Annotated in this window: 19 protein-coding genes and 1 CRISPR repeat array; of the genes, 5 read left to right on the forward strand and 14 right to left on the reverse strand. The window is 33.8% G+C overall.

The features are described 5' to 3' along the window. Nucleotides 1-102: 102 nt before the first annotated feature. The 4 genes from VB248_RS03370 to VB248_RS03385 all read right to left on the reverse strand — a co-directional run bounded on the left by VB248_RS03370 (nucleotide 103) and on the right by VB248_RS03385 (nucleotide 4,328). Complete coding sequence (locus tag VB248_RS03370; RefSeq protein WP_323295320.1) at nucleotides 103-1,044, reverse strand: hypothetical protein; 942 nt, start codon at nucleotides 1,042-1,044, stop codon at nucleotides 103-105. Between the two features lie 102 nt (nucleotides 1,045-1,146). Then, nucleotides 1,147-2,520, reverse strand: a complete 1,374-nt coding sequence (locus VB248_RS03375) for a sensor histidine kinase (RefSeq protein ID WP_323295321.1) — start codon at nucleotides 2,518-2,520, stop codon at nucleotides 1,147-1,149. Then, nucleotides 2,520-3,200 (reverse strand): response regulator transcription factor, encoded by a 681-nt coding sequence (locus VB248_RS03380; RefSeq protein ID WP_323295322.1) that lies wholly within the window; start codon nucleotides 3,198-3,200, stop codon nucleotides 2,520-2,522. The genes VB248_RS03375 and VB248_RS03380 overlap by 1 nt, the downstream gene beginning before the upstream one ends. Nucleotides 3,201-3,344: 144 nt before the next feature. Next, on the reverse strand, nucleotides 3,345-4,328 hold the full coding sequence (locus VB248_RS03385) for a cation diffusion facilitator family transporter (protein ID WP_323295323.1): 984 nt from the start codon (nucleotides 4,326-4,328) through the stop codon (nucleotides 3,345-3,347). A gap of 72 nt (nucleotides 4,329-4,400) precedes the next feature. On the opposite strand from VB248_RS03385, the gene VB248_RS03390 reads away from it, so the two are divergent. Both VB248_RS03390 and VB248_RS03395 read left to right on the forward strand, forming a co-directional pair. Next, complete coding sequence (locus VB248_RS03390) at nucleotides 4,401-4,949, forward strand: NUDIX hydrolase (RefSeq protein ID WP_323295324.1); 549 nt, start codon at nucleotides 4,401-4,403, stop codon at nucleotides 4,947-4,949. 7 nt (nucleotides 4,950-4,956) lie between these two features. Further along, nucleotides 4,957-5,571: a LysE family translocator gene (locus tag VB248_RS03395; protein ID WP_323295325.1), complete on the forward strand. Its 615-nt coding sequence runs from the start codon at nucleotides 4,957-4,959 to the stop codon at nucleotides 5,569-5,571. On the opposite strand, the gene VB248_RS03400 is transcribed toward VB248_RS03395, so the two are convergent. Continuing rightward, nucleotides 5,549-7,102: a GH3 family domain-containing protein gene (locus tag VB248_RS03400; protein WP_323295326.1), complete on the reverse strand. Its 1,554-nt coding sequence runs from the start codon at nucleotides 7,100-7,102 to the stop codon at nucleotides 5,549-5,551. The genes VB248_RS03395 and VB248_RS03400 overlap by 23 nt on opposite strands. Before the next feature lie 51 nt (nucleotides 7,103-7,153). Next, nucleotides 7,154-7,921, reverse strand: coding sequence for a 5'/3'-nucleotidase SurE (gene surE, locus VB248_RS03405; protein WP_323295327.1), 768 nt, complete (start codon nucleotides 7,919-7,921; stop codon nucleotides 7,154-7,156). 183 nt (nucleotides 7,922-8,104) lie between these two features. Here surE and VB248_RS03410 point away from each other — a divergent pair, with 183 nt between their 5' ends. Both VB248_RS03410 and VB248_RS03415 read left to right on the forward strand, forming a co-directional pair. Beyond that, complete coding sequence (locus VB248_RS03410) at nucleotides 8,105-8,680, forward strand: 1-acyl-sn-glycerol-3-phosphate acyltransferase (protein WP_323295328.1); 576 nt, start codon at nucleotides 8,105-8,107, stop codon at nucleotides 8,678-8,680. Between the two features lie 3 nt (nucleotides 8,681-8,683). Next, nucleotides 8,684-9,175: a GNAT family N-acetyltransferase gene (locus VB248_RS03415; protein ID WP_323295329.1), complete on the forward strand. Its 492-nt coding sequence runs from the start codon at nucleotides 8,684-8,686 to the stop codon at nucleotides 9,173-9,175. A gap of 58 nt (nucleotides 9,176-9,233) precedes the next feature. Here VB248_RS03415 and trhO read toward each other — a convergent pair whose 3' ends face one another. Then, nucleotides 9,234-10,223, reverse strand: coding sequence for an oxygen-dependent tRNA uridine(34) hydroxylase TrhO (gene trhO / locus VB248_RS03420; RefSeq protein ID WP_323295330.1), 990 nt, complete (start codon nucleotides 10,221-10,223; stop codon nucleotides 9,234-9,236). Between the two features lie 292 nt (nucleotides 10,224-10,515). Between trhO and VB248_RS03425 the strand changes: the two genes are divergently transcribed. Further along, the gene (locus tag VB248_RS03425; RefSeq protein WP_323295331.1) at nucleotides 10,516-11,763 is read left to right on the forward strand and encodes a TRAFs-binding domain-containing protein; all 1,248 of its coding nucleotides are present in this window, start codon (nucleotides 10,516-10,518) and stop codon (nucleotides 11,761-11,763) included. Between the two features lie 83 nt (nucleotides 11,764-11,846). Here VB248_RS03425 and VB248_RS03430 read toward each other — a convergent pair whose 3' ends face one another. The 7 genes from VB248_RS03430 to cas2 all read right to left on the reverse strand — a co-directional run bounded on the left by VB248_RS03430 (nucleotide 11,847) and on the right by cas2 (nucleotide 26,054). After that, complete coding sequence (locus VB248_RS03430; protein ID WP_323295332.1) at nucleotides 11,847-12,398, reverse strand: tetratricopeptide repeat protein; 552 nt, start codon at nucleotides 12,396-12,398, stop codon at nucleotides 11,847-11,849. 4 nt (nucleotides 12,399-12,402) lie between these two features. Then, entirely contained in the window at nucleotides 12,403-12,756 is a 354-nt protein-coding gene (locus tag VB248_RS03435; protein WP_323295333.1) for an MmcQ/YjbR family DNA-binding protein, read from the reverse strand. A 138-nt stretch (nucleotides 12,757-12,894) separates the two neighbouring features. Continuing rightward, nucleotides 12,895-13,083, reverse strand: a complete 189-nt coding sequence (locus tag VB248_RS03440) for a DUF6728 family protein (protein ID WP_323295334.1) — start codon at nucleotides 13,081-13,083, stop codon at nucleotides 12,895-12,897. A 317-nt stretch (nucleotides 13,084-13,400) separates the two neighbouring features. Further along, on the reverse strand, nucleotides 13,401-15,446 hold the full coding sequence (ispG, locus tag VB248_RS03445; protein WP_323295335.1) for a (E)-4-hydroxy-3-methylbut-2-enyl-diphosphate synthase: 2,046 nt from the start codon (nucleotides 15,444-15,446) through the stop codon (nucleotides 13,401-13,403). Between the two features lie 385 nt (nucleotides 15,447-15,831). Next, entirely contained in the window at nucleotides 15,832-16,209 is a 378-nt protein-coding gene (locus VB248_RS03450; protein ID WP_323295336.1) for a hypothetical protein, read from the reverse strand. Nucleotides 16,210-16,521: 312 nt separating this feature from the next. After that, the gene (locus VB248_RS03455; RefSeq protein ID WP_323295337.1) at nucleotides 16,522-16,704 is read right to left on the reverse strand and encodes a type II toxin-antitoxin system HicA family toxin; all 183 of its coding nucleotides are present in this window, start codon (nucleotides 16,702-16,704) and stop codon (nucleotides 16,522-16,524) included. A 176-nt stretch (nucleotides 16,705-16,880) separates the two neighbouring features. Beyond that, nucleotides 16,881-25,567: direct repeats of the CRISPR family, unit length 30 nt; unit sequence ATTTCAATTCCATAATGGTACGATTAAAAG. A gap of 223 nt (nucleotides 25,568-25,790) precedes the next feature. Beyond that, a complete protein-coding gene (cas2, locus tag VB248_RS03460; RefSeq protein ID WP_323295338.1) occupies nucleotides 25,791-26,054 on the reverse strand; it encodes a CRISPR-associated endonuclease Cas2 in 264 nt (87 codons plus the stop codon). Nucleotide 26,055 lies beyond the last annotated feature (1 nt).

A 26,055-nucleotide genomic window follows, 5' to 3' on the forward strand; every position in this document is an offset into this window, starting at 1 on the left:
TTTTTTTTGATAAAATAATTAAAAGTCTTTCAAAACTGACCCTCTAAGAAAAACGAAGGCGAAGTTTTTAATACTTCGCCTCATTTGTTGGGTTTTATTTTTCTACTTTACTTCAAAAGAGCCATTGCCAATTTTAAAGCCTTCTGAGTATAATTCGATACTGTATTTACCGGCTTGATACTGAGAGCTTTTTCCGTAAACAATGTCCACTTTTTGGTCGTTGTTTTCAAATAAAACACCTTGTTTGAAGCTGTACCCTAATTCTTTTCCGTCGTAGTTTAAAGTACCTGCACTACCGTCTTCGCTGATAACAGCTCCGTTTTGGTCGATTACTCTAACGAAAATATCTTTGATGTTTTTCTCAGCCACTGGGTTTGAAGGCATAATAAACGAAATTTTCAACTTACTGATTTTTGATGCTTTGAATACTCCGCCGTCACGCACTTTACCATTTGAAGCCAAAGCATATACTTGTACGTTGATGGCTTTCATGGCTTTAGCGATAGAAACTTTCTGTTTTAACTCATCGTTTTGTGAAGAAAAGTCAGAAACGGTTTTAGTAAGTGTTGCTTTCTCTGATTTCAATCCTGTGTTTTCAGAAATTACTTTTTCTTTTTCTTCTTCTAACAATTTAGCACGAGCAATCAAATCTCCATTTTCAGATTTAAGTCTTGTAATTTCGTCATCTTTGATTTCCAAGAATGCCTCGTACTCTTTAATCATTGAGTCGTATTTCTGAACAGAAAAATTCAAATCTGATTTCAATTTTTTCTTGTCGCCTTCCAAACGAAGTTTAACGGCTTCCAATTCAGCTATGTCACCACCAAGTTTTTTAATTTCTTCAATTTTTACATTAAGTACTGTTGAAATTGAATCTAATTTGATTTGTGCTGTTGAAAGTTGCTCTACTTTGGTTGTTAATGACTGTTGAAGCTCGAAGGTTTCGTTTCTTGCCCCCATGAATAAGTAAGTCAATAAAGCAACAATACCCACCAATACTCCAATGGCAATTTTCAATAATCCTTGATTGTTGTTAGTTTCCATAGCTATTTTATTTGAGATTAATTAATTTTTTGATGACACAAAGTAAGTACTCTTATCTTAAAGAGGAGTTAAAACGACCTTAATTTTACCTTAAAATTACATTTAGGCTTTTGGGAAGTTCAATATGAAACGAGTACCTGACTGATTGGAGCTTACAGAAATTTGCCCTTTATGAAGCTGAGTGACCTGTGCGACTATCGCCAAACCTACTCCATGCCCTTTTGTAGCTTGGGCTGTGGCGTTACTTCTGTAAAATGGATGAAAGATAAAGGGGATTTCTGCTTCTGGAATGATTGGGCCTTCATCAAAAAATGAAATATTGATACCTTCTTGATTGGCGATAAAATCAACGACAGCCGATTTAGTAAAAGAAAATTTACAGGCATTGTCCATCAAATTCATTAGTACAACTTTTAATGAAGCTTCGTTGCCATAAAGAATCAAGGATTCTTCATCTTCGGGAAAATCTAAGAAATTAATCTGTACTTGATAATCTTCGTGCCATTTGATGAGTTGCTCTTTGGTTTCCCAGAGTAATTCGTCCATTCTGATTGGCGATTTTTGTACTGATTCAGAAGTAATAATGGTATTTGCTAAATTCAAAAGTGTGTTCGTCAATTGAATTAAAGTACGAGTATCTTCTTTGAGCGAAAGTAAACTTTGTTCATATACTTCTGGACTACGTTTTTGCATCAAGGCGATGTCTATCTGCGTAAAAATCTTTGTCAAAGGATTTTTTAATTCATGCGAAACATTGGCGATAAACATTTTCTGGATATTCAAAGCTTCTTCAATTCTATCCAATAACTGATTAAAAGTATTGACAAGTAAGCCAATTTCATCCGAGCGATTGGGGTGTTCTACTCTTTTGGCGATATAATCAGGAAAGATTCCGTTTACTTGTTTAATAATTCCCGACATAGGTGCTAAGGCTCTATCAGCAAAAAACCAGCCCGACAAACCCAAGAGTAAAATGCCTGCCAATATCATTACCATCAAAATTTTTCTTAAATCTTGTAAAGCCACCATGCCGTTGGTGTCTATGGCACTCACAAAAATCAAATAATTGGACTTCCCTTTTTTATAATACGTTCCTAATATATAATACTCTCCAAGTTCAGTGTAGGTAGTTTTTCTATCTACTTTCATTTTGGAGATGAGCGATTGATAAGAAATACTCTGAGAAGACGACGAATTAAATACTTGTTTCATCGAGTCGATGTCGTAAATAACAACACTTTCTTGTGTAAGTAATTCTTTGTCTGAAATATTAACTAATTTGGTAATGGTTGAATTGGTCGCTTGTAGGTCAAAAAGCAGTGTAGTGGTAGTAGTAGTACGGTCTTTTAGACGGATAAAAAAACGTTTTTCAAGGTAGAGTTTACTAAAAAAGTAAACGCCTACCGAAAAAAGTAAGAGAATGGCCGTTACTAAAGCCATGAATTGATACGTAAGCCTTGAGCGAATATTTAGCATTATGTGTTGATTTTCAGGACATAACCCATTCCAATTTGCGTATGTAATAATTTCAAATCAAAATCTTTATCAATCTTTTTACGCAAAAAATTCATGTAAACTTCTATCACATTTGTACCTGTATCAAAAGTAATATCCCATACTTTTTCGGCAAGTTCAACTTTTGAAATCACTCTTCCTTGATGACGAATAAAGTACTCTAACAAAGAAAATTCTTTAGCCGTAAGAGCAATTTCTTTTCCTGCACGAACCACAGATTTGCTGTCTAAATCCATTTCCAAATCAGCGATTTTCAAAATGTTAGACGTTTGAATACTTCCAAGATTTCTGCGAGTCAAAGCCCTGATTCTCGCCATCAATTCTTTAAATTCAAATGGTTTTACTAAATAATCATCAGCTCCGCTATCTAAACCTAGAATTTTATCATCTGTTGTTCCTAAAGCAGTTAAAAGCAAAATCGGGTAGTGAATACCTGCTTCTCTTAATTTTTTACAAAGTTCTAAACCGTTGATTCCCGGTAAAATTATATCCGAAATAATAAGCTGATAGTGATTTCTGGAAGCCAATTGAAAGCCCATCAACCCATCATACGCAACTTCTACTTCACATTGCTGTTCTTCAAGTCCTTGTTTGATGAGTTGGACAGTTTTCACTTCATCTTCGATTACTAATATTTTCATAAAATTTCTTGATTTTTAATAATTTTAAGTAAAAAAAGGTAAATGCTTAAAATTAATTTCTTACAGAATTTCAACAAATTCGGCGAAAAAACAAATAACCCATCAAAAATACACAACGAAAAAACATTAAAAATTTAGCATTCCCTAAATCTTCTCAATAAAATGCTTTTGGTTGAGTGATAAGTTTACTTTGTTCCATTCAATAACCTTAGTCTGTGGATACCAACGAATTGGACAGTCTTCTATTTTACAATATGAACAACATTCTGGCAAACAAGGGTCTGCATGAATAAAAAACTCTACGCTGGCATCAAATTCTTTTGATAATACTTCCTCAAACTCATGAACGGTATCATGTACTTTTTCTAAAACCCAATAATTGGGCAAAGTAAGGTGGCAGTCGATATGAAGGTCTGAACCATATTCCTGAATTCTAAGATTATGCACATCAATCCATTCATTTTTTTGGTTATTTTTTATCAAATCTACAATGGTGTGTAGCGTAGCATCGTTGGTTTCGTCCATCAATCCACCGATTGATTTTCTTATAATTTTGATACCGCTAATGCCCATAAAAACTGCAAATGCAATAGATGCCAAACCATCTATCCAAGTAGCTTTTGTGAGAATTATCAACCCAATTGCCAGAATAAGTATTAGTCCACTCTGAGCATCCAATTTCAAGTGTTTGCCGTCGGCAATCAAAGTCGGAGAATTTTGCTTCTCTCCTTCTTTTTCGATGACATAACCTAAATAATAATTGATAATTGCCCCCGAAGAAATGATGATTAGACCAATGTTTAAATCATTTAGTGGCTGAGGTGTAACAAAACCTTGAACGGCATGAAAAATAATAAAAATACTTGCCAGCGTAATTAAAACGCCTTCTAAACCCGCAGAAAAAAACTCAATTTTCCCATGACCATAAGGGTGATTGAGGTCTTTTGGCAGAGAAGCCAAATAAACCGCATAAAACGCAAATCCGCTTGCTACTACATTAATGATGGATTCGAGGGCATCGGTAAGAATGGCACTTGAATACGTTTGGTAATAAGCAATAAATTTGGCAATCATCAATAATGTACTTAGTACAAAAGATGTGAGTATTAATCTATATTTAGGGGACATTAGTCTATCATTTTGCTACAAAGGTACTAAATTCATATTTTAATTTAGAACTTACTATCATACCTTTGCAAAATGACAACATTTGATAATCCTTGGAAGACGGTATCGTCTCGTGAAGTTTATGACAATCCGTGGGTAAATATTCGCCACGAAGAAGTAATTAAGCCAAATGGTGAAGCGGGCATTTATGGTGTCGCTCATTTTAAAACCCATGCCGTTGCTGTTGTACCTCTTGATGCCAATGGTAACATTTGGTTAGTGGGACAATACAGGTATCCGCTAAATGAATATTCTTGGGAAATTCCGATGGGCGGAGGGGCCTTTGATGTGGACATTCTGGAATCTGCACAACGTGAATTGAAAGAAGAAACAGGTATTATTGCCCAAGAATGGACTTATTTAGGAAGACTACACACTTCAAATTCAGTTACAGACGAAGTAGGATATATGTACTTGGCGGAAGATTTGGAATACGGCGAGTCTGAGCCCGATGATACCGAAATTTTGAGTGTTAAAAAAGTAAGTTTAACAGAAGCTGTGCGAATGGTGATGGATTCGGAAATTACGGATTCATTGAGTATTGCTGCTATTTTAAAAGTAGCACGTTTGAAAAAAGTTTAATTTTTTTATGATATTATCGGCGATTGGTTACGGTTTCATTTATGGATTCGTATTGTGTTTTACTTTTGGGCCTGCATTTTTTAGATTAATACAAACGAGTATTGACAATGGCTTTAAAAGAGGAGTATTAATTGCGGCTGGCGTAACGGTTGCAGACGCAATTTTGATGTTTAGTGCGGTTTTTGGCACAAGCTATTTGCCTACTTTTCAGTACTTTGATACTACGGTTGCTCTCTTGGGAGCATTGATCTTATTTATTTTAGGCTTCAATAGCCTTTTCAAACAACAAACCCAATTGGTATATCCTGTTACAAAATTTGGTTCTTTTTTGTACTATTTTACTTCTGGACTTTTGTTGAATTTGTTGAATCCTTCAAATTACATAGCGGTTTTTGCTACCTCTACTTACTTGTCGGGAGTAGAGGGTTTTTCTTTAGAGCAAATCATTGCTTTCTTTATTGCGAGTTTATTTGCCACGATGTTGGCAGAGAGCCTGATTGCTTTTTATGCTCAGAAAATGAAAAGATTACTCACAGCCAAAATCATGCGTAGAATCAATCAATTGGCTGGAAGTATCTTTATTATTTCAGGTTTGTTAATTATTTGGAAGCAGTTTTTTTAAGATAAGATTCCCACTCTTCAATCTGAACTGCTTTTTTCAATACTCTTGGAAACTTATGTTGTCCGCCTGTTTTACCTTTTGAAGCCATAAAAGCATAAAATGCTTCGGAAGGTAAAACAGTAATTTCGATACTTTTCAAAGCATGACCACGCTCTACGGGATAATCGTCATTGATTTTACAGAGTGTTTCGTCTATGTATTGTAATAAAGCTTGCTCATCTACTGCGTCATCTGTACCTACATACCAATGATGTCCGAAAGTATTCCCAACTTTTTGTCCGACAACGGTAAATTCACGAATATCTATTTTGAAATTTTTAGAAGCACATTCAATCGCTTTGTTCATATTATCAACCGATAAGTGTTCGCCACATAAACTCAAAAAATGCTTTGTTCTACCCGTGATGATAATTTCGGCTTTCTTGGCATTCGTAAATTTAATGGTATCGCCAATCAAGTATCGCCACGCTCCCGAAACGGTTGAAATCAGAAGGGCGTATTCTTTGCCTTCTTCTACTTCATCAATCATCAAAGTTTCTGGATTTTCAACCATTACGCCATCGACATCGAAGTTTTTTTCGTTGAAAGGGATAAATTCAAAGAAAATGCCATTGTTCAGCACCAATTGCATATCGCTATTCGGATGCGTTTGATAGGCCAAGAAACCCTCTGAAGCTAAATAGGTTTCGATATAAGTAATCGGGCGACCTAATAATTTTTCAAAACCTTGTTTATAAGGTTCAAAACTTACGCCTCCGTGACAATATACTTCAAGATTTGGCCAAATTTCATGGATATTATTCAGTTTGTACTCTTTGATAATATTTTCCATTAAAATCTGTATCCAAGCCGGTACGCCTACGATAAAACCAATATCCCAATCTTTTGCATTCTTGGTGATTTTATCAATTTTTTCAGTCCAATCAGATGTTTCGGCAATTTTTTTGCCCGGTTTATAAAATCGTTCAAACCAAAAAGGGATTTTCCCTGCCGTAATACCACTTAAATCGCCTTCAAAATGGTCGCCTTTGTCTTGCAATTTGGTGCTACCACCAAGCATCAAGTAACCTTTTTCATAAAGTTTTGAAGGAAGATATTTATAAGTTGATAAAGATAGAATCTGACGGATAGAAGTACGATGAATGGCTTTTACCATTTCTTTCGTAATGGGAATATGTTTTGAAGCTGATTCAGAAGTACCCGAACTCAAAGCAAAGTATTTTACTTTACCTACCCAACTAACATTTTTTTCGCCTGCCAATGTTTTGTGCCACCATTCATCAAACATTTTATTGTAATCGTAAACGGGTACAAATTTTTTATACTTTTTGTAAAATGTTTTATCATCTGAAAACAAGGCATCATCCATAATTTCCTCGAAATGATACTTCTCGCCAAACTGTGTAAACCTTCCTTTATTCAGTAACTTTACTAAAGTTTTACGCTGTACTTTCGCCAAATTCTTTTTTGGACGCTTCATCAGACTCGAAAGTCCAATACCTTTTTTCAATATATTGCCTACGATTGCCATTTGAAATTTAATTTTACTAACATCTTAATTATGAGTTACGACTGTACCTCGTCAAAACCAAGCTTTAATGGTATCGAGTGCTTGATAATCTGTCAAATCAAATTTTGCAGGCACAATCGAAACATAATTTTCTGCCAAAGCATCTTCGTCTGTTCCTCCGCCTTTGTCTTCATTTTGTAAGAATCCGTCCATCCAATAATATTTTTTACCATAGGGGTCTTTTCTTTCTTGGAATGTTTCTTTGAACAAGGCATCCGTTTGGCGACAAATTTTAATACCTTTGATGGCTTCTTCTGATTTTTTCGGAAAATTCACATTCAAGGCAATGCCTTTAGGTAAACCATTTTCTAATACTTTTTGAGTAATTTGAAGAATGTACTCTTTTGTATGTGAAAAATCTGCATCAGCAGCAAAGTCGCATAATGAAAAACCGATGGCTGGAATCCCTTCAATGGCAGCTTCGATAGCGGCAGACATTGTTCCGCTGTAAATTACTGCAATCGACGAGTTTGAACCGTGGTTGATACCTGAAACTACTAAATCAATTTTTCTACCTTTCAATACAAAATGTTTCCCGAACTTCACACAGTCTGCGGGCGTACCGCTACACTGATATGCTTCAACATTCGGAAGAAAATCTTTTACTTGGTTCACTCTCAAAGGTCTATCAAGTGTAATGGCATGCCCCATTCCCGACTGGTGCGTATCTGGTGCAATCACAACAACTTCACCGATTTCAGACATTATTTCTGCTAATGTTTTTATCCCTTTCGCCGCTATTGAATCATCATTAGCAATTAATATGAGTGGTCTTTGCATTTTCTCTCTAAGTTTTTTTAAGATTTGAAAGCCCTTTGGGCAAAATTAATTTGTTGATATAACAATATTCCTATATTGATTATTAAATAACTAATAATTATGCTAAATTCAGAGGATGATTAAAACACAAATCAAATATAGGTAGTTTTGTTTGAGCGACGAAATTACAGAATTCTTTCTTACATGATAAAAATTATTAGTAAACTCATCTTAAAACTTTCAGGTTGGACAATCAGCGACCAAACGCCAAAAGGAATCATAAACTACCACAAGGCTGTCATCATTGGTGCTCCACATACTTCCAATTGGGACTATGTGTATGCGATGGCGGCGATTTATAGAGTAGGTCTAAACATTAAGTATTTGGCAAAAGATTCTTTGTTTAAATTTCCACTGGGAATTTTGATAAAAGCCTTGGGCGGCATTCCTGTTAATAGAAGTCAAAAAAATAATTTAGTAGGAATGATGGTCAACATTTTGAAGGATTCTGAAACGGACATTCATATTATTGTTCCTGTTGAAGGCACTCGTTCTTATACAAAAGAATGGAAATCAGGCTTTTACCATATTGCGATGCAGGCAAATGTTCCTATTATTTTAGGTTTTATGGATTTCAAGACAAAGACGGTCGGCTTTATGGATGTGTTTGTGCCAACAGGTGATTATCAAAGTGATTTGATTTTAATTCAAAAAAAATACGTTAATATTACGCCAAAATATCCTGAATTATCTTCAATAAAAGACCTAAAGCTTGATTAACCAATGACTAACTATTCGATTCAGAAAGCAAGTTTCGACGATTTCCCCATCATTCAAAAAATCGCTTTTGCTACTTGGTATCCAACTTACGGACACATCCTTACGCAAGAACAAAGTACTTTTATGTTGGATATGATGTACTCTGAAACATCCATGACCCAACAATTTAACAACAACCAGTTTCTTATTTTTTATGAAAACGAAAAACCTGTTGGCTTTGCAGGTTTTGAAAATAAAGGTGAAGTAATGAAACTACACAAAATCTATTTTTTGCCAGAAACACAAGGAAAAGGTTTTGGCAAAACGATGATTGAAGAAGTGTCCAAAATTTCAAAAGCAGCAGGCTGTAAATACCTTGAATTGAATGTAAACAGAAACAACAAAGCCAAAAATTTTTACGAAAAACAAGGTTTTGAAGTATTCAAAGAAGAAGACATCGACATCGGCAATGGCTATTGGATGAATGATTATGTGATGCGTAAAGTACTTTTTTAATAAAAAAGAGGCTGTCCAAAAAGAATATTTGGACAGCCTCTTTTAATTTATCAACAATCTAAGCTTCGTTGCTACTATATTCCAAAGGGCTTTTGGTTAGCTTACGGCTTTTAAAACCAAACTCTGGCGTATAATTATCTGATTGCTTAGAATAATATCCTTTTACATTGTACGGACGCTTGCGTGGATGTGTTTTACAAGCTTCAGAACAAGCTCCGTCCATTTCTAACAAACAAGTAGCACAAATTGGCAAGTGTTCGTTACACTCAGGATTGGCACAGTTTACCATGTCCTCAGTTGGCGTTTGGCAAATATGACATTTTGAAATTACCACAGGGTTTACGGTATTTACTTCCGTTTTTACTCTGTTGTCGAAAACATAACATTTTCCTTCAAAATCTTCTCCGCCTTGTTCTAAACCGTACTTAATAATTCCTCCGTGCAATTGATAAACGTTTTCGAAACCACGCTCAATTAAATAAGCAGAAGCTTTTTCACATTTAATACCACCTGTACAGTAAGTAATGATTTTTTTGTCTTTCAAATGCTCAATTTCTTGCACGTGTTCTGGCAATTCTCTGAGCGTTTCCATATCAAAAGTAACAGCCCCTTTGAATTTTCCGATACTGTGTTCGTAATTTGAACGCATATCTACCAACACCACGTCAGGGTCGTTTTTCAACATTTCTTTGAAATCCGCTGGCTCAAGATGTTTTCCTGTTCTTACTCTTGGGTCAACAGGTAAATCAGAATTAACAATTTCTTCTTTTACTCTTACGTGTAATTTAGCAAAAGCATGAGCTTCATGTTCTTCTACTTTGAAATCGAAATCAGAACCTACAAAAATAGGGTCATTTTCCAACCATTTCATATAACGTTCGCAGTCTTCTGCTAAACCTGAAACGGTTCCGTTTAATCCTTCTGCCGCAACGATAATACGACCTAACAAGTTGTTTTCCAAACAAAATAAATGATGCTTTTCACGATAAGCGTCTGGGTCTGGAATGGGTGTGTAATTATAATACAATAATACTCTGTATGGCTTCATCTTCAACATGAGTTTACAGGGTGAATGTTTCTGAAATCAATTTTTGCTTATCCCAACCCGAAGTATTGATTCAAGAAACGAAAAAAGATAAGCGGCACAAAGGTACAAAAAAGGATTTTGTCAGCGAACCTAATTCCAAAGAATCAGCCTTTTGAGAAGATGATAATTGTCATTTTTGGTAGAAAATAAGTGAGCTTTTTACCGTTTAATAAAAATTTTGTCAAGAATTGGCTTATTCCTTCAAATAAACTTATGTTTGATTGAAGAAACCCAAATTTAATATTTGCCTGCTATGAGTGAGAAAAAAAACTGCTTTGTCATTATCGGTTACGGTAAAAAAACAAGTTATGCCAACGGGAAAGTAAGAGTACTGGATTTAGACGAAACTTTCTCGTTATTGATAAAACCCGTTTTTGATGCTTTGAATATTAATTGCTATCGAGCAATTGATAAAAACCTAAATGGAAGTATCGACAAAGTGATGCTTCAAGAAATTAAAAATGCTGATATTGCTTTAGTTGACATTTCGACGCTCAATGCCAATGTGATGTGGGAACTGGGCGTGCGTCATGCTTTAAAACCGAGTCATACCATTATGATTTGTGAAAAAGAGCAAATGAGTAGCATTCCTTTTGATGTCAATCATTTTGTGATTTATCAATACGCTCATTCAGAAGAAGGTATTCCATTCCGTGAAGTTGAACGTTTCAGACAGCAACTCAGTCAGGTAGTTTCTGGCTTATTACAATTAGAAACCCCTCCTACCGATAGCCCCGTTTTCACAATTTTGGAAAACGAACTAAAAAAAGATACCAATGGAGGCTCTACAGAATCCTTTGCGACGATAATGGGCAAAGCAGAGAAAGCTCGTAAAAGAAAAGATTTTGCAGCAGCTTTGGCTTTATTGGATGTTGCCAAAGGTTTTGCCTTAGAAAGTATGGCTTTGAAAAGTAGTTTAAGTACCATTATTACGCAACAAGCACTTTGTACTTATCAACTGAAAGAACCCAATCCAAAGCAAGCTTTATTGGATGCACTTGTAATTCTGGAAGAATTGCAACCTCAGCAAAGTAACGACATTGAGGTTTTAGGTTTGAGCGGAGCTATTCATAAACGTTTATTTGAATTAGAAAACAATACAGAAAATTTAGATTTTGCCATTCAGGTTTATAGCAAAGGGTTCAATATCAAAGGAGACTATTATAATGGTATCAATGCTGCCTTTATGCTGTACACAAAAGCGAGCCTTTTTGAAGCCGATAGCGAAGAGTGGGATGATTTAAAAACACAAGCAGATTTTATTAGAAACTCTGTATTGAGTGCTGTACTAAAGTTAGAAAAAGAAAGCTCTTTTCTGGAATCAAAAGATGCTTTATGGGTTTTACTTACTGCAGCGGAAGCTTGTCATTATAAGAAAAATGAAGCAAAAATGACAGAGTACGAACAAAAAGCAAACGATTTAGCGATTAAACTGAACGATACTTTTGCCATGAGTTCGTATCAAACTCAAAAAGATAAAATTGCAAAATTGAATTTTTAGACGCTGTAAAATGAAAAACTCCCTTTCGATAAAGTTTGAAAGGGAGTTTTTCATTAATAAATTATTAACAATCGCTTTAAAAATCAATACTTATTTTTCAAGTATTCAAATTTTGTCTTCAAAATAAAAGCTGAGTCTTCATCACCTAAAATTACGGCTCTATTGAAATCTATGATGGCATTATCAATTTGCCCGATACAATAGCGAGCCATGCCTCGCCAACGCAAAGTTTCTGGGTTTTCACTTCTAAAATACCAGTCGGCTTTATCAAATTCTAAAAAAGCTTTATCGTACTCTTTTAATTGATACAATACTTTTCCTTTAATAATGTAAGCTTCGCCAACGGTATTATCGAAAGAAATCGACTGCTCAATGTCGTACAAAGCAGAAAAATAGTTTTGTAGCATCAAGTTTGCCTTACTTCTCAGTAAATACGCTTTTGCCGATTTGGGGAAATATTTTAGTTTTTCAGTAAAAAAAGTTTGTGCATCAGCATACTTTTTTTCAAGTAAAAGTTGCTCGCCTTCTCCTAATTTTTCACGGTCACGAAAGTTAAATAGCTTTTCTTCCAACCAATTGAAAAACATCATGGTCAGCACAAAGGGCAAGAAGAATAACAGTAACAACCATTCCATAATATTATAAATTTTGAAATTCTGCTTGTACTTTTTTAGGTAAACCCGAAACAACCAATTGATAAGAATGCTCTGTTAGTTCTTTCAATTGTTTTGAAGAAGCAATCTCAGCATTTACGGTATTCCAATGTTTTTTGTTCATGTGAAAACCTGCCGTAATGTAATGAAACTCTTCTCGCAATTGAATCGCTTTGTCGGGGTCGCATTTTAAATTTACAGTAAATATTTCAGAATCAATTCCTGTCAGAGCAAACATTTTTCCCATTACTTTATACACTAAAGTATCAGGGCCAAAGGGTAATTCTTCGGTAACGCCTTTCAGCGAAAGACAGAAATCTCTAAATTCTTCAATATTCATTGTATTCAATTAGAATGGTTTGTGAGTATTTACTCGCCGTAAGCTTTAGGCTATATGCGATAAGCTTAAAACATATCTTTTCTTAAAAAAACAGATATTTTGCCTAATGCCTACTGCTTACAGCATATTGCACTACATTTATCTAAAAAAAGCTCTGTAAATCATAACAATAATACACATCAAAAACATCAAAATTGAAATTTTATTGATAATGTGCATCGTTTTAATGTTGAAATTAGTCGGCTTTGATGGGTCTGGCTTAGCGAATACTCTCAAAAAGTACCCAAAAGCTTCTCCTAATTTAAACTGGTCTTTTAATTTTGACATGGCTTTGTTTGTTTATAATTGAATGGCTATTAGCTGTGAGCTACGAGCTTTGAGCTTTTTTACTTTCCTTGACTTTTACTGATTTTATTATAAATCTATCATTATAATAGTAATGAAATCATTTACGGCTTAAAGCTAATAGCAATCAGTTTTGAGCATTTTTTACTTTCCTTAAATTTTACTGGTCGAATAGTAATCGACATTTAGTTTTGAGATTTGAGCTACCAGCTTTGAGCTTTTTTACTTTCTATTAATAATGATAATGTAATATTATAAAATTTGTTCAATGCCAAAATTCACAGCTCAATGCTTAAAGCTCACAGCTCTAAATCATTTACTGGTTCAAACCAAACGCCGTCTTCTTTGATAATTTCAATTAACTCATTTACGGCATTATCGGCATGAACAGATTTTTTCACTACGTTTTGTCCACGATAAAGAGCGATTTTATCTTTTCCGACACCCACATAGCCGTAATCAGCATCAGCCATTTCGCCCGGGCCGTTTACGATACAACCCATAATTCCGATTTTTACACCTTTCAAATGTTCTGTACGTTTACGAATCATGGCAGTTGTTTCTTGCAAATCAAATAAAGTTCTACCACAAGAAGGACAAGAAATGTACTCTGTTTTACTCATACGAGTACGAGCCGCCTGCAAAATACCAAAGGCTGTGGAGTTGTAACTTTTTGATTTAGTGATTAGTTCAGCTTTTTCTGATAAATCAGGTAATTGTAAAAGTATTCCATCGCCAAAGCCGTCAATCAATAATCCACCACAATCTGTTGCTGAAAATAATTGAAAATCACTTTCTGGTAAATCTGAATACTTTCGTAAAATCACTGCTGGCGTAGTGATTTCTTGGTTTATTAATTCAAAAAACAGCCTACGTAATTCTGGCATAGCGTGTTCGTTGTTGGTGGCTACTACCAAAACTAATGTTTTATCAGCTTTAATTTGTTCAACTAAAGCTTCGTTCAAATCTGCCAAACTGGTACTTAAAAAATTTAAAGTAGCGTGTTTTTCTGGGGCAACTTGATAAGCCTCAATGCTAAACAATGGGAATTTATTGAGTTTATCACCTTGTTCAGCCCAAACGGATGCATCCAAAATCTCTTTTAAACCCATTGGCAACATATATTTTGCTGGATTTTGAGCCGTATAAATATAGTCAGCACCCAAATCATTCATTGTCCATTTGTCGGGCAGTGGCAAATAAAAATGACCAATTGGTTTTAAATCTTCATGTTGAGCAACTTCAATCTGCGAATAATCAGCAATTACTCTCGGCACATTATGTCCTCCAAAATTTGCCACTTCATGCGTACTTCTTCTGAAATACTGGAAAGGATTAATAGGGGAATCGAATGAGTTTTGAATGCTGAGTGCTGAGTGCTGAGTTGATGTAAATGAGGGAATTATAGTTGATTTCTCTTTTCTGTTTGAATACCTATCAATCAAAGCTTTGGCAACTGGTGCTTCAAATTCTGGGTCTTCTGTTAGCGATACTCTTACGGTATCGCCCAAGCCATCTTCCAATAAAGTACCAATACCAACGGCTGATTTAATTCTTCCGTCTTCGCCCTCTCCTGCTTCGGTTACGCCCAAATGCAAAGGATATGGTTTTAGACCTTCTTCGTTCAGTTTTTTACACAATAATCTATAAGCCTCTACCATTACTTGTGTGTTTGAAGCCTTCATAGAAAGTACGATATTGAAGTAATTTTCGTCTTCGCAAATCCTTAAAAACTCCAAAGCAGACTCAACCATACCCAGTGGCGTATCGCCGTATCTACTCAAGATTCTATCACTCAAAGAACCATGATTTGTTCCGATACGCATAGCAGTACCGTACTCTTTACAGATTTTAACTAAAGGCAAAAACTTCTCTCTGATTCTGTCCAATTCTGCCTGATAAGCAGATTCAGTATAATCAATCGTTTCAAAACGCTTTTTGTCAGCATAATTTCCCGGATTGATTCTTACTTTTTCGACCAAACGAGCAGCCAATTCAGCAGCATTTGGCGTAAAGTGAATATCTGCCACCAATGGCACATTGTAGCCACGTACTCTTAATTCTTTGCGGATATTATCTAAATTTTGAGCTTCCTTCACAGACGGAGCCGTGATACGAACATACTCGCAACCAGATTCGACCATTCTAATTGTTTGTTCAACCGAGCCAATTGTATCCAGAGTATCGACGGTAGTCATAGATTGAACTCTAATGGGGAAATCAGAGCCCATCGGCACATCGCCAATATTGACAGTAATCGTTTTTCTACGAGAATATTCAGTTAAAGAGTTGGCGTAACGGTTGCCACTTTCGATAAGACTATTAAAAATTTGAGTAGTTGACATGAATTTGTGAATTGTTCGATGCAAAGATACGTGATTCTGTAATTTAATTTTATTTCACACAAAAAACCCTGATAAACTTAAAACGCATATCAGGGCTGAATGGTTATCAATTCCGAAGAAATAGCCATTTTTTAAGCAAAAATGTGAAAGCTATAAGCGATGAGCTGTGAGATTTTAGGCTTTTGTGTTTCAAATCTGGAATGGTATGATTACAGGTTTGAAATTAGATGAAAACTATAACGCCTATTTTTTTGAAAATAGAGTAACCTATAATTTTTTGAGTAAGTTAATATTTTTTGACCCAAGTAAAATTAGAAGACAATAAAAGAAAAGGCTGGATTACACTTACACAGCCATAACAAAATATTCACTTATTTTTAAAATATCATACAAGGTTTACTGCCATTAGTTCACTGCCAACTTTGTGAACAGCATCTTGTAGCTTCAAAATTTGTGCCTTGCTTGCTGTCTTACTTCCAGCTACATAGTGCCTAAGCAGACTTGCATTTATACCTGCATGCTTAGCAATTTCTGAAATTTTTAGGAAAGAGAAGCTATCAAAGAAAGCACTTAAATCATAGCTAATATCAAAATCAATATTATTTGCTTCTAAATCGTGAAAATCAAATAGCAAACCCTTCATCTTAGTTTGTAGTTGCTCTAAACTTTCAGCACTATCAACGAGTAAGTCATCTTCATAATTCACTCGCCCCCAAAAGACTCCATCTTTGGCATTTTCGATGATTAGATTAATTTTTTCCATTTTATTTTAAAATTTTATCTGTATGAATTAAAGTTAGCCACAACGAGCAACCAAATACCTATCCTACAGATGTTTCAATTCCACTATGGTACGATTAAAAGTTCAATGAGATAGGCAAAAATCAAGAGAGATTCATCACATTTCAATTCCTTTATGGTCTGATTATAAGTAATTCACCTTGTGATGAATCAAAGTTGGGTTGAATGTTTCAATTCGTTTATGATTCGATTAACGGGAGAATACCCAACAACCAAGCTAATCTGAGTATCAATTTTAAGTAGTAGTGAAATGATTATGATTTTTAAAATCATTCTATTTAAGTCCAGCTTGTTTAAGAATACTGTTAAGTGTGCCTTTAGGAATATCTCCACCGTGAATTGGCACAGTTACCTTACCTTCTTTAGTTGAATGAATTAGTTGTAAATGACTCCCCTTTTGAACTTTGTTTATCCAACCATCATCATGTAAAATTTTGAGTAATTCTTTTACTTTCATGCTATTATCTTATTTCAGCCCGACAAAAGTCGCAATAATGCGTCAAAATTCCAAATATTTTTATTGGTCAAATAAAAAGTAAAAATGTCAACACAAATAAAGGCGTTTATTTCAATTCTAAAATGGGGTTCGATTAAAAGCCCCGTCCACACACACGTCCGTAAATGCTGTTATATATTTCAATTCTATAATGGTAAGATTAAAAGCAGCTGTTGACAACCTGTACAAAGTACAAACGGTGGTTTCAATTCCATAGTGGTACGATTAAAAGAAACCAAAGCCAGTTCGCTTTAAGCCATTCAAGAAAGTTTCAATTCCATAGTGGTACGATTAAAAGTTTCATTTTCTTGTCTTTTGCATAGCTATCAATACGTTTCAATTCCATAATGGTACGATTAAAAGTGATAACATTGCCTGTGAATATTCTTCGTAGTCAAACATTTCAATTCCATAATGGTACGATTAAAAGAAATTAGAATTAAAACCGTTAAGTGTGAACACTGCTATTTCAATTCCATAATGGTACGATTAAAAGTTCTTTTTTAGCGTAGTCTTGCGTTAATTTTATTCATTTCAATTCCATAATGGTACGATTAAAAGGTTACAAAACTTTCTCGACCAAGACCCACCAGAAGCTATTTCAATTCCATAATGGTACGATTAAAAGTACCCGTTTCATTTCATTTCACTACGCTTTTACTTTTATTTCAATTCCATAATGGTACGATTAAAAGACGGGGGTTTTTTGTTCGTCAGCCGAATTATTGATATTATTTCAATTCCATAATGGTACGATTAAAAGGACTTGAACGCACTTTGTATGATTGTTGCAAGAGACATTTCAATTCCATAATGGTACGATTAAAAGAGTGATAGAAAAGTACTGGATTGGTAAACTAAAAGAAATTTCAATTCCATAATGGTACGATTAAAAGTTAAGAATCTTTGTTCGTCACGGTTAATTAGCGTCACTATTTCAATTCCATAATGGTACGATTAAAAGACAAATCTTAGAAAAAGAAACAATTTTTTATACTTGATTTCAATTCCATAATGGTACGATTAAAAGACAGTTGGCGACAACCTTTTGACGGGAAATGCCAACATTTCAATTCCATAATGGTACGATTAAAAGTCTATAAGTTTTAATTGCTTCACTTAATGCTTTGAAATTTCAATTCCATAATGGTACGATTAAAAGTTGGGTTGTTGGCGTTTACGTCGAACTCTGCCAAAAATTTCAATTCCATAATGGTACGATTAAAAGGCTTTGTATGGGCTTGAAGTTGTGGACATAAAGGCTTATTTCAATTCCATAATGGTACGATTAAAAGAAGAAAAACACATTAAACATAATCGTTTTTTACGCACATTTCAATTCCATAATGGTACGATTAAAAGCACAAAATCCATAAAGGTTTTATCAGTAGGGTTCAATATTTCAATTCCATAATGGTACGATTAAAAGAATCCTGCTGAAAGTGAAATGATTTATGCAAGAGATATTTCAATTCCATAATGGTACGATTAAAAGCTTCTTCCCATATCGCAGCATCCACAGACTTTCCGTATTTCAATTCCATAATGGTACGATTAAAAGGTTATTGAAGCTCAAAGCATATTCACCCTTTAAATCAATTTCAATTCCATAATGATACGATTAAAAGTTGCCTTTGTCTCTCAGTATTTGAGTGAGCGTAAATCAAATTTCAATTCCATAATGGTACGATTAAAAGAATGCAGGGATGCAACTTAAAGGATAGGTAAGCACGATTTCAATTCCATAATGGTACGATTAAAAGACTGCTCTTTTTGCCTTACTCGCAAAAGTTTTTGGTATTTCAATTCCATAATGGTACGATTAAAAGGTGAAAATATTGACTTCTTAGTTACTTCTGTGCCGTATTTCAATTCCATAATGGTACGATTAAAAGAATTTCTTTTCTTTTGATTTATTCGCAAATGGATTTATTTCAATTCCATAATGGTACGATTAAAAGACTAAGCCTTCGGGTGAAACAATTAGCATAAATTAATAATTTCAATTCCATAATGGTACGATTAAAAGTAGAACCAAACTCTTTTTCCATCAGGCAGAATAAAATTTCAATTCCATAATGGTACGATTAAAAGTTTGTAGGTAATTTTAATAATTGTATTTTTTAAAAAAATTTCAATTCCATAATGGTACGATTAAAAGGATTCAAGAGAATGCAAAATACTGGAAGGCTGAGGCAATTTCAATTCCATAATGGTACGATTAAAAGAGTATTTTCATCGTAAACTAAACCATAAACTTTTTCATTTCAATTCCATAATGGTACGATTAAAAGAGTCCACTATACGGCTTTTATATGCTGTTTTTGGCATATTTCAATTCCATAATGGTACGATTAAAAGCCATGATGACGTGTTCCGTAAACAATGAGGTATGTAGATTTCAATTCCATAATGGTACGATTAAAAGAACGCCCTGAACGGTCATCGTAAGGGGTGTAAGTAAATTTCAATTCCATAATGGTACGATTAAAAGGATATAAGTGAATCAATGTGTAAGCTTATTTTCGGAAATTTCAATTCCATAATGGTACGATTAAAAGTATAAGTGAATCAATGTGTAAGCTTATTTTCGGAAATTTCAATTCCATAATGGTACGATTAAAAGGCAAATTTGCTATCCTTTTACCCTTGCGAACCGCATTATTTCAATTCCATAATGGTACGATTAAAAGGGAAGTAGCCGTCGGAAAGCTCTTTAAAATCTGCACTATTTCAATTCCATAATGGTACGATTAAAAGATCAAGACCTTATTAATAATTTCCTTATTAACAGTTAATTTCAATTCCATAATGGTACGATTAAAAGAATTAGAGAAATACAAAAAAAGCCAACGTTTTAAGGCATTTCAATTCCATAATGGTACGATTAAAAGGTGATTTAGTGATTTAGTGATTTAGTGATTGGAAAATTTCAATTCCATAATGGTACGATTAAAAGGGAGCTTCAGTAGTAGTGTATGTACCAGACTGGTATATTTCAATTCCATAATGGTACGATTAAAAGTTATAGCCTGAATTAATATAAGGGACATAGCTCAGTCGTAGTGTATGTACCAGACTGGTATATTTCAATTCCATAATGGTACGATTAAAAGTGCAGGTTTAGTATCGAAAGATGGCTTGACAGTTTCAATTTCAATTCCATAATGGTACGATTAAAAGAACCCGGCATTATAAAATTATCAAGACAACAAGTTTATTTCAATTCCATAATGGTACGATTAAAAGTTAACCCCTACGATGTTAGGAGTCGATGAAGCTTTATTTCAATTCCATAATGGTACGATTAAAAGCAAAACAGTCAACCGGGTTTGGCGATATTGCTCCGATTTCAATTCCATAATGGTACGATTAAAAGTCGCAAGCGGTAAAAGAGAAGGTGAATTTTAGAAGATTTCAATTCCATAATGGTACGATTAAAAGGCCTTGTTTTTTGTCACCTTGCAAGATTTCCCAAAAATTTCAATTCCATAATGGTACGATTAAAAGGACCGAAAAAAAACATTTTCGGCCATTATGCTCAAATTTCAATTCCATAATGGTACGATTAAAAGCTGGACATAATGCGAAGTCTATTCACATATCGTACATATTTCAATTCCATAATGGTACGATTAAAAGCATTATCAGCCACAACCTTAATCAACTCCCCCTCAATTTCAATTCCATAATGGTACGATTAAAAGACAGACGGAACAATTGTATTTTCAGACGGTGTGACAAATTTCAATTCCATAATGGTACGATTAAAAGAAACGGAGAATTACTAACAAGTGAAATCGCTCCTTATTTCAATTCCATAATGGTACGATTAAAAGACCAGTTTACTCCAAAAAAGTATTTACCTGTAAATATATTTCAATTCCATAATGGTACGATTAAAAGTAGCCCACCGTTTATTACTGTTTGAACCTTTTCAACATTTCAATTCCATAATGGTACGATTAAAAGAATTTCTTGTTTTTACATCCCTTATAGCTTGTAAAAATTTCAATTCCATAATGGTACGATTAAAAGTTTTTTGTTGTTGTATCATACTTAGAATTTTAAAAGAATTTCAATTCCATAATGGTACGATTAAAAGAAGATTCAATAAGGCAATGGTCAAACAAACTTACTTATTTCAATTCCATAATGGTACGATTAAAAGAAAAAAGAAATTGATGAAAAGACCAAAACCCAAAAGCATTTCAATTCCATAATGGTACGATTAAAAGTTGACACAATGAAATGAATGAAAAGTAAGAAAAGATTTCAATTCCATAATGGTACGATTAAAAGGGTTAAGGCTATTGCATCGTTGTACCTAAAAAAGTTCATTTCAATTCCATAATGGTACGATTAAAAGCAGTTAGGGCATTCAAAGCCTTTTTCTTGAGCAATCATTTCAATTCCATAATGGTACGATTAAAAGAGCCGTAACTCTATGGGAACTTATATCGACCATAAATTTCAATTCCATAATGGTACGATTAAAAGTGGTTGTAAAATATGACAAAGGCGGGGCCACTAAGTTATTTCAATTCCATAATGGTACGATTAAAAGTGTAAGGATTGCCATAGCGACTACGATAACAAAGGAATTTCAATTCCATAATGGTACGATTAAAAGTAATCCCTAACGCACAAATAGGAAAAAGTACGGTTGTATTTCAATTCCATAATGGTACGATTAAAAGTGTCATAGATATTCCTGTTTATCGTGCTGAAAATCATTTCAATTCCATAATGGTACGATTAAAAGTTACGGTATCAAGTACCAACTACGGAATTGGAATATTTCAATTCCATAATGGTACGATTAAAAGCAGAAGAATTAGCAGAAAAATACTTACTAAGTATATTTCAATTCCATAATGGTACGATTAAAAGTATTTGCCAAACCAGTATCAGTCGCCTCAACTACAACATTTCAATTCCATAATGGTACGATTAAAAGAGTTTTTCTTTGTAGTTTACAGTATGCCCATATTTGGGTATCAGTCGCCTCAACTACAACATTTCAATTCCATAATGGTACGATTAAAAGCGAAATGTCACCGACAACAAGCTTAATTTTAGCCGTATTTCAATTCCATAATGGTACGATTAAAAGTAGAACCAAAGTACTTTAATAAGCAAGCTTTTGTTATTTCAATTCCATAATGGTACGATTAAAAGCCTTTATTTGAGATTAGGCAACACTTTAAATATTACTATTTCAATTCCATAATGGTACGATTAAAAGCATCACTTATGTTTTCTATCATGTAATCTGATAGCGTATTTCAATTCCATAATGGTACGATTAAAAGGCAAGCAGAGATACAGCACCTTTTAGAGTACAAGATAACATTTCAATTCCATAATGGTACGATTAAAAGTTATCTTGCTTTGATAGTTCTGCCAAAGCTTCTTCGATTTCAATTCCATAATGGTACGATTAAAAGAAAGAAATATCTGAAAGACCTTTTGTTGATTGGGTTAATTTCAATTCCATAATGGTACGATTAAAAGGGAGTAGGGATTGTTGGTTTTGTTATTGCGATTGTCATTTCAATTCCATAATGGTACGATTAAAAGAGGTTGTTTTGCATGATAGTTTTACGGTTTTATGATATTTCAATTCCATAATGGTACGATTAAAAGCAATCTAATCGGTACTTTAGAGGTTTGTGTTTGTCGAATTTCAATTCCATAATGGTACGATTAAAAGTTCACGGTGCAAAAGAAGTGATTGCTTGCGAAAGCGAATTTCAATTCCATAATGGTACGATTAAAAGATAGCATTAGGCATTAAAGATATTGAAAACAGGACTATTTCAATTCCATAATGGTACGATTAAAAGTCCTGAGTAGGTAGGTATGTCTTTTAGTCTAAATTATTTCAATTCCATAATGGTACGATTAAAAGAATAGTAAAACAAGGTTCTCCAAAAGCTTAGTTGTATTTCAATTCCATAATGGTACGATTAAAAGCTAAAAGTAGGCAAATCGCTTGATTTATCAAATGTATTTCAATTCCATAATGGTACGATTAAAAGGACCGATAGCGAGGAGGGCGGTAATTTTTGCCACCGAATTTCAATTCCATAATGGTACGATTAAAAGAAGGCGTTGCTTCTTACTTTGCTGAAAATGTAAATACATTTCAATTCCATAATGGTACGATTAAAAGGTTAGTCGGGAATAGATTGTTATTGTATTTTTTCTTTATTTCAATTCCATAATGGTACGATTAAAAGATTTTGATAACAAAAAAGCCACTCATAAAATTGAGATTTCAATTCCATAATGGTACGATTAAAAGAGCAAGCCAACATCAAAGATGCCATGACAAGTTTACATTTCAATTCCATAATGGTACGATTAAAAGACAAAATACGGTGTTTCAATTTTTACTTATACCTATCATTTCAATTCCATAATGGTACGATTAAAAGAATAGAGTAACCACTACTCCAAGAGTAGGTATTATTTCATTTCAATTCCATAATGGTACGATTAAAAGGTTCAACAATTTTGTTGATTTCTTCTTCTGGTAGTTCATTTCAATTCCATAATGGTACGATTAAAAGACTTTACCACATACAAGAATGACCAAAGCAAACCGTTATTTCAATTCCATAATGGTACGATTAAAAGCGTGCTGAATACAAAAAAGATTTGCAAAAGTCTGCAATTTCAATTCCATAATGGTACGATTAAAAGAAAATCTTTGAACATGAACTAATTACCACAATGGATATTTCAATTCCATAATGGTACGATTAAAAGAACCAGAGAAATAAAAATGAATCTTACTTCATTTCTTATTTCAATTCCATAATGGTACGATTAAAAGTAAGTAAGGATATTAACGTTTTGATAACTGGTCAAATATTTCAATTCCATAATGGTACGATTAAAAGAATAGAAGACTTTCAAAAGGCTTTATGTTTTGTTACATTTCAATTCCATAATGGTACGATTAAAAGAAGTTTCAGGAACAGAAACTTTTATTACAAGTGTGCAATTTCAATTCCATAATGGTACGATTAAAAGTTTCAATAACGCTAAAAGAAAGGAGGTGTGAAACAATTTCAATTCCATAATGGTACGATTAAAAGTTTCTATAAGCCCTTTTGTTGAAGGGGAAAGATTGGTATTTCAATTCCATAATGGTACGATTAAAAGGTGTAGGGATTGTTGGTTTTGTTATTGCGATTGTTATTTCAATTCCATAATGGTACGATTAAAAGTTTTCGCACATTCTACATTCTTTTGATACCCGAATATTTCAATTCCATAATGGTACGATTAAAAGTGATCGAGAACAATGATTTGCGAAAGAACTCTTTGGGATTTCAATTCCATAATGGTACGATTAAAAGACAAAAATCCTAAAAACCGTGTGAAAGTTGATGGCTCATTTCAATTCCATAATGGTACGATTAAAAGAGGAAGGGAGATTGCATGAGTTTGTTAAGATTTCGCATTTCAATTCCATAATGGTACGATTAAAAGTTTCCGCTGACATTGTCTGATTTGTTTTCGCTGGATTTCAATTCCATAATGGTACGATTAAAAGAGATGAAAGTATTGAATATTGTTTATTAGAATTAAAATTTCAATTCCATAATGGTACGATTAAAAGTCAGGAGGAACATCATTGGATTTTGCATTCGATTGAATTTCAATTCCATAATGGTACGATTAAAAGTTAACAGAATCCTTTGTCGTGAATCTGTCTGAAATGATTTCAATTCCATAATGGTACGATTAAAAGAATGTTGATAACTCGGTTGTTGTAATCGTTGTACTATTTCAATTCCATAATGGTACGATTAAAAGTTTTTCGACAAAGGTCGGAGGCTCTAATACAGAGCTATTTCAATTCCATAATGGTACGATTAAAAGATATGCCTGCGAGGTTGGGGAAGTGCTTTCACGACATTTCAATTCCATAATGGTACGATTAAAAGTTTGTGGGAAAGATTTGAGGAGTATAAAAAGAATTTATTTCAATTCCATAATGGTACGATTAAAAGATGGAAGATATATCTACCTCAGACTATTTCTTTTTTCATTTCAATTCCATAATGGTACGATTAAAAGTAGTATAATTGATATTGTTACTTCTCAGTATGTCACATTTCAATTCCATAATGGTACGATTAAAAGAAGATGGTGGCTTGAAAAAGAAATCATGCCAGTGAATTTCAATTCCATAATGGTACGATTAAAAGCCTATTCACTATGAAGAAAATTTAATTTTTTTAGACATTTCAATTCCATAATGGTACGATTAAAAGATAAATACGGTGTAAAAATCCGAAAAAGCTTAGCTATTTCAATTCCATAATGGTACGATTAAAAGTAATTTTTGTAGAATGAGGTAATTCTGAAATGTGTATTTCAATTCCATAATGGTACGATTAAAAGTTGCTTACATATATATACACGCACGGCAGGCAGTCCAATTTCAATTCCATAATGGTACGATTAAAAGTAGCATCAAACAACACGTTTGCGAACATTGATGTAATATTTCAATTCCATAATGGTACGATTAAAAGGAGTATGACGACCGAACAAATAAAGGAAGTTGAGGAGCATTTCAATTCCATAATGGTACGATTAAAAGGAACTGTTTTTACCACATGCTTTCTAAAGACAAGCAATTTCAATTCCATAATGGTACGATTAAAAGGCTTGAGCCTGACCCTGTGCCTGAGCCTGTTTTTTTATTTCAATTCCATAATGGTACGATTAAAAGTTGATGCTACGGCACGGTCACGGCTTTGTTGAGTATATTTCAATTCCATAATGGTACGATTAAAAGCCGTTGTGAAAATGGCTTTGAGACTTCAAAAATGCACTTTTTTTCCCGAAAATACAATCAAAAAATCGTCGAAGGATAATGATAGGTTTTTACCGTACCTTCGACGACTCTTGAATATCAGACACTTACTGCTTAATTCTTTTCTTTTGGCTCTCAAAATATCAAGATTTCAATGAACTTTGTGTACTTCGACGACTTACCTATACCTATGTACGTTAGTGTATTAAAGGAAATTATCTGTACTCATGCGTTCTTGTCCGATAATTTCTTTGTCGAGCCATCGCTCGTTTCTGCTCTTAAAGATAATCAAACTGTCTTCCTCTTCTTTCATTATTTTCTTGGCATTATACACTAATTCCTTCAACTTTACTTCGGTGATTTCGCCTTCAAATACCGAATTCTGTATCCAATTTAAGTACTTTCGGCAATGTTTCAACATCTTGCCTACTCGCTTTTCACCTATATCATATACTAATATTACATACATC

This window comes from Arcicella rigui, from assembly GCF_034929435.1.
Taxonomy (GTDB): domain Bacteria; phylum Bacteroidota; class Bacteroidia; order Cytophagales; family Spirosomataceae; genus Arcicella; species Arcicella rigui.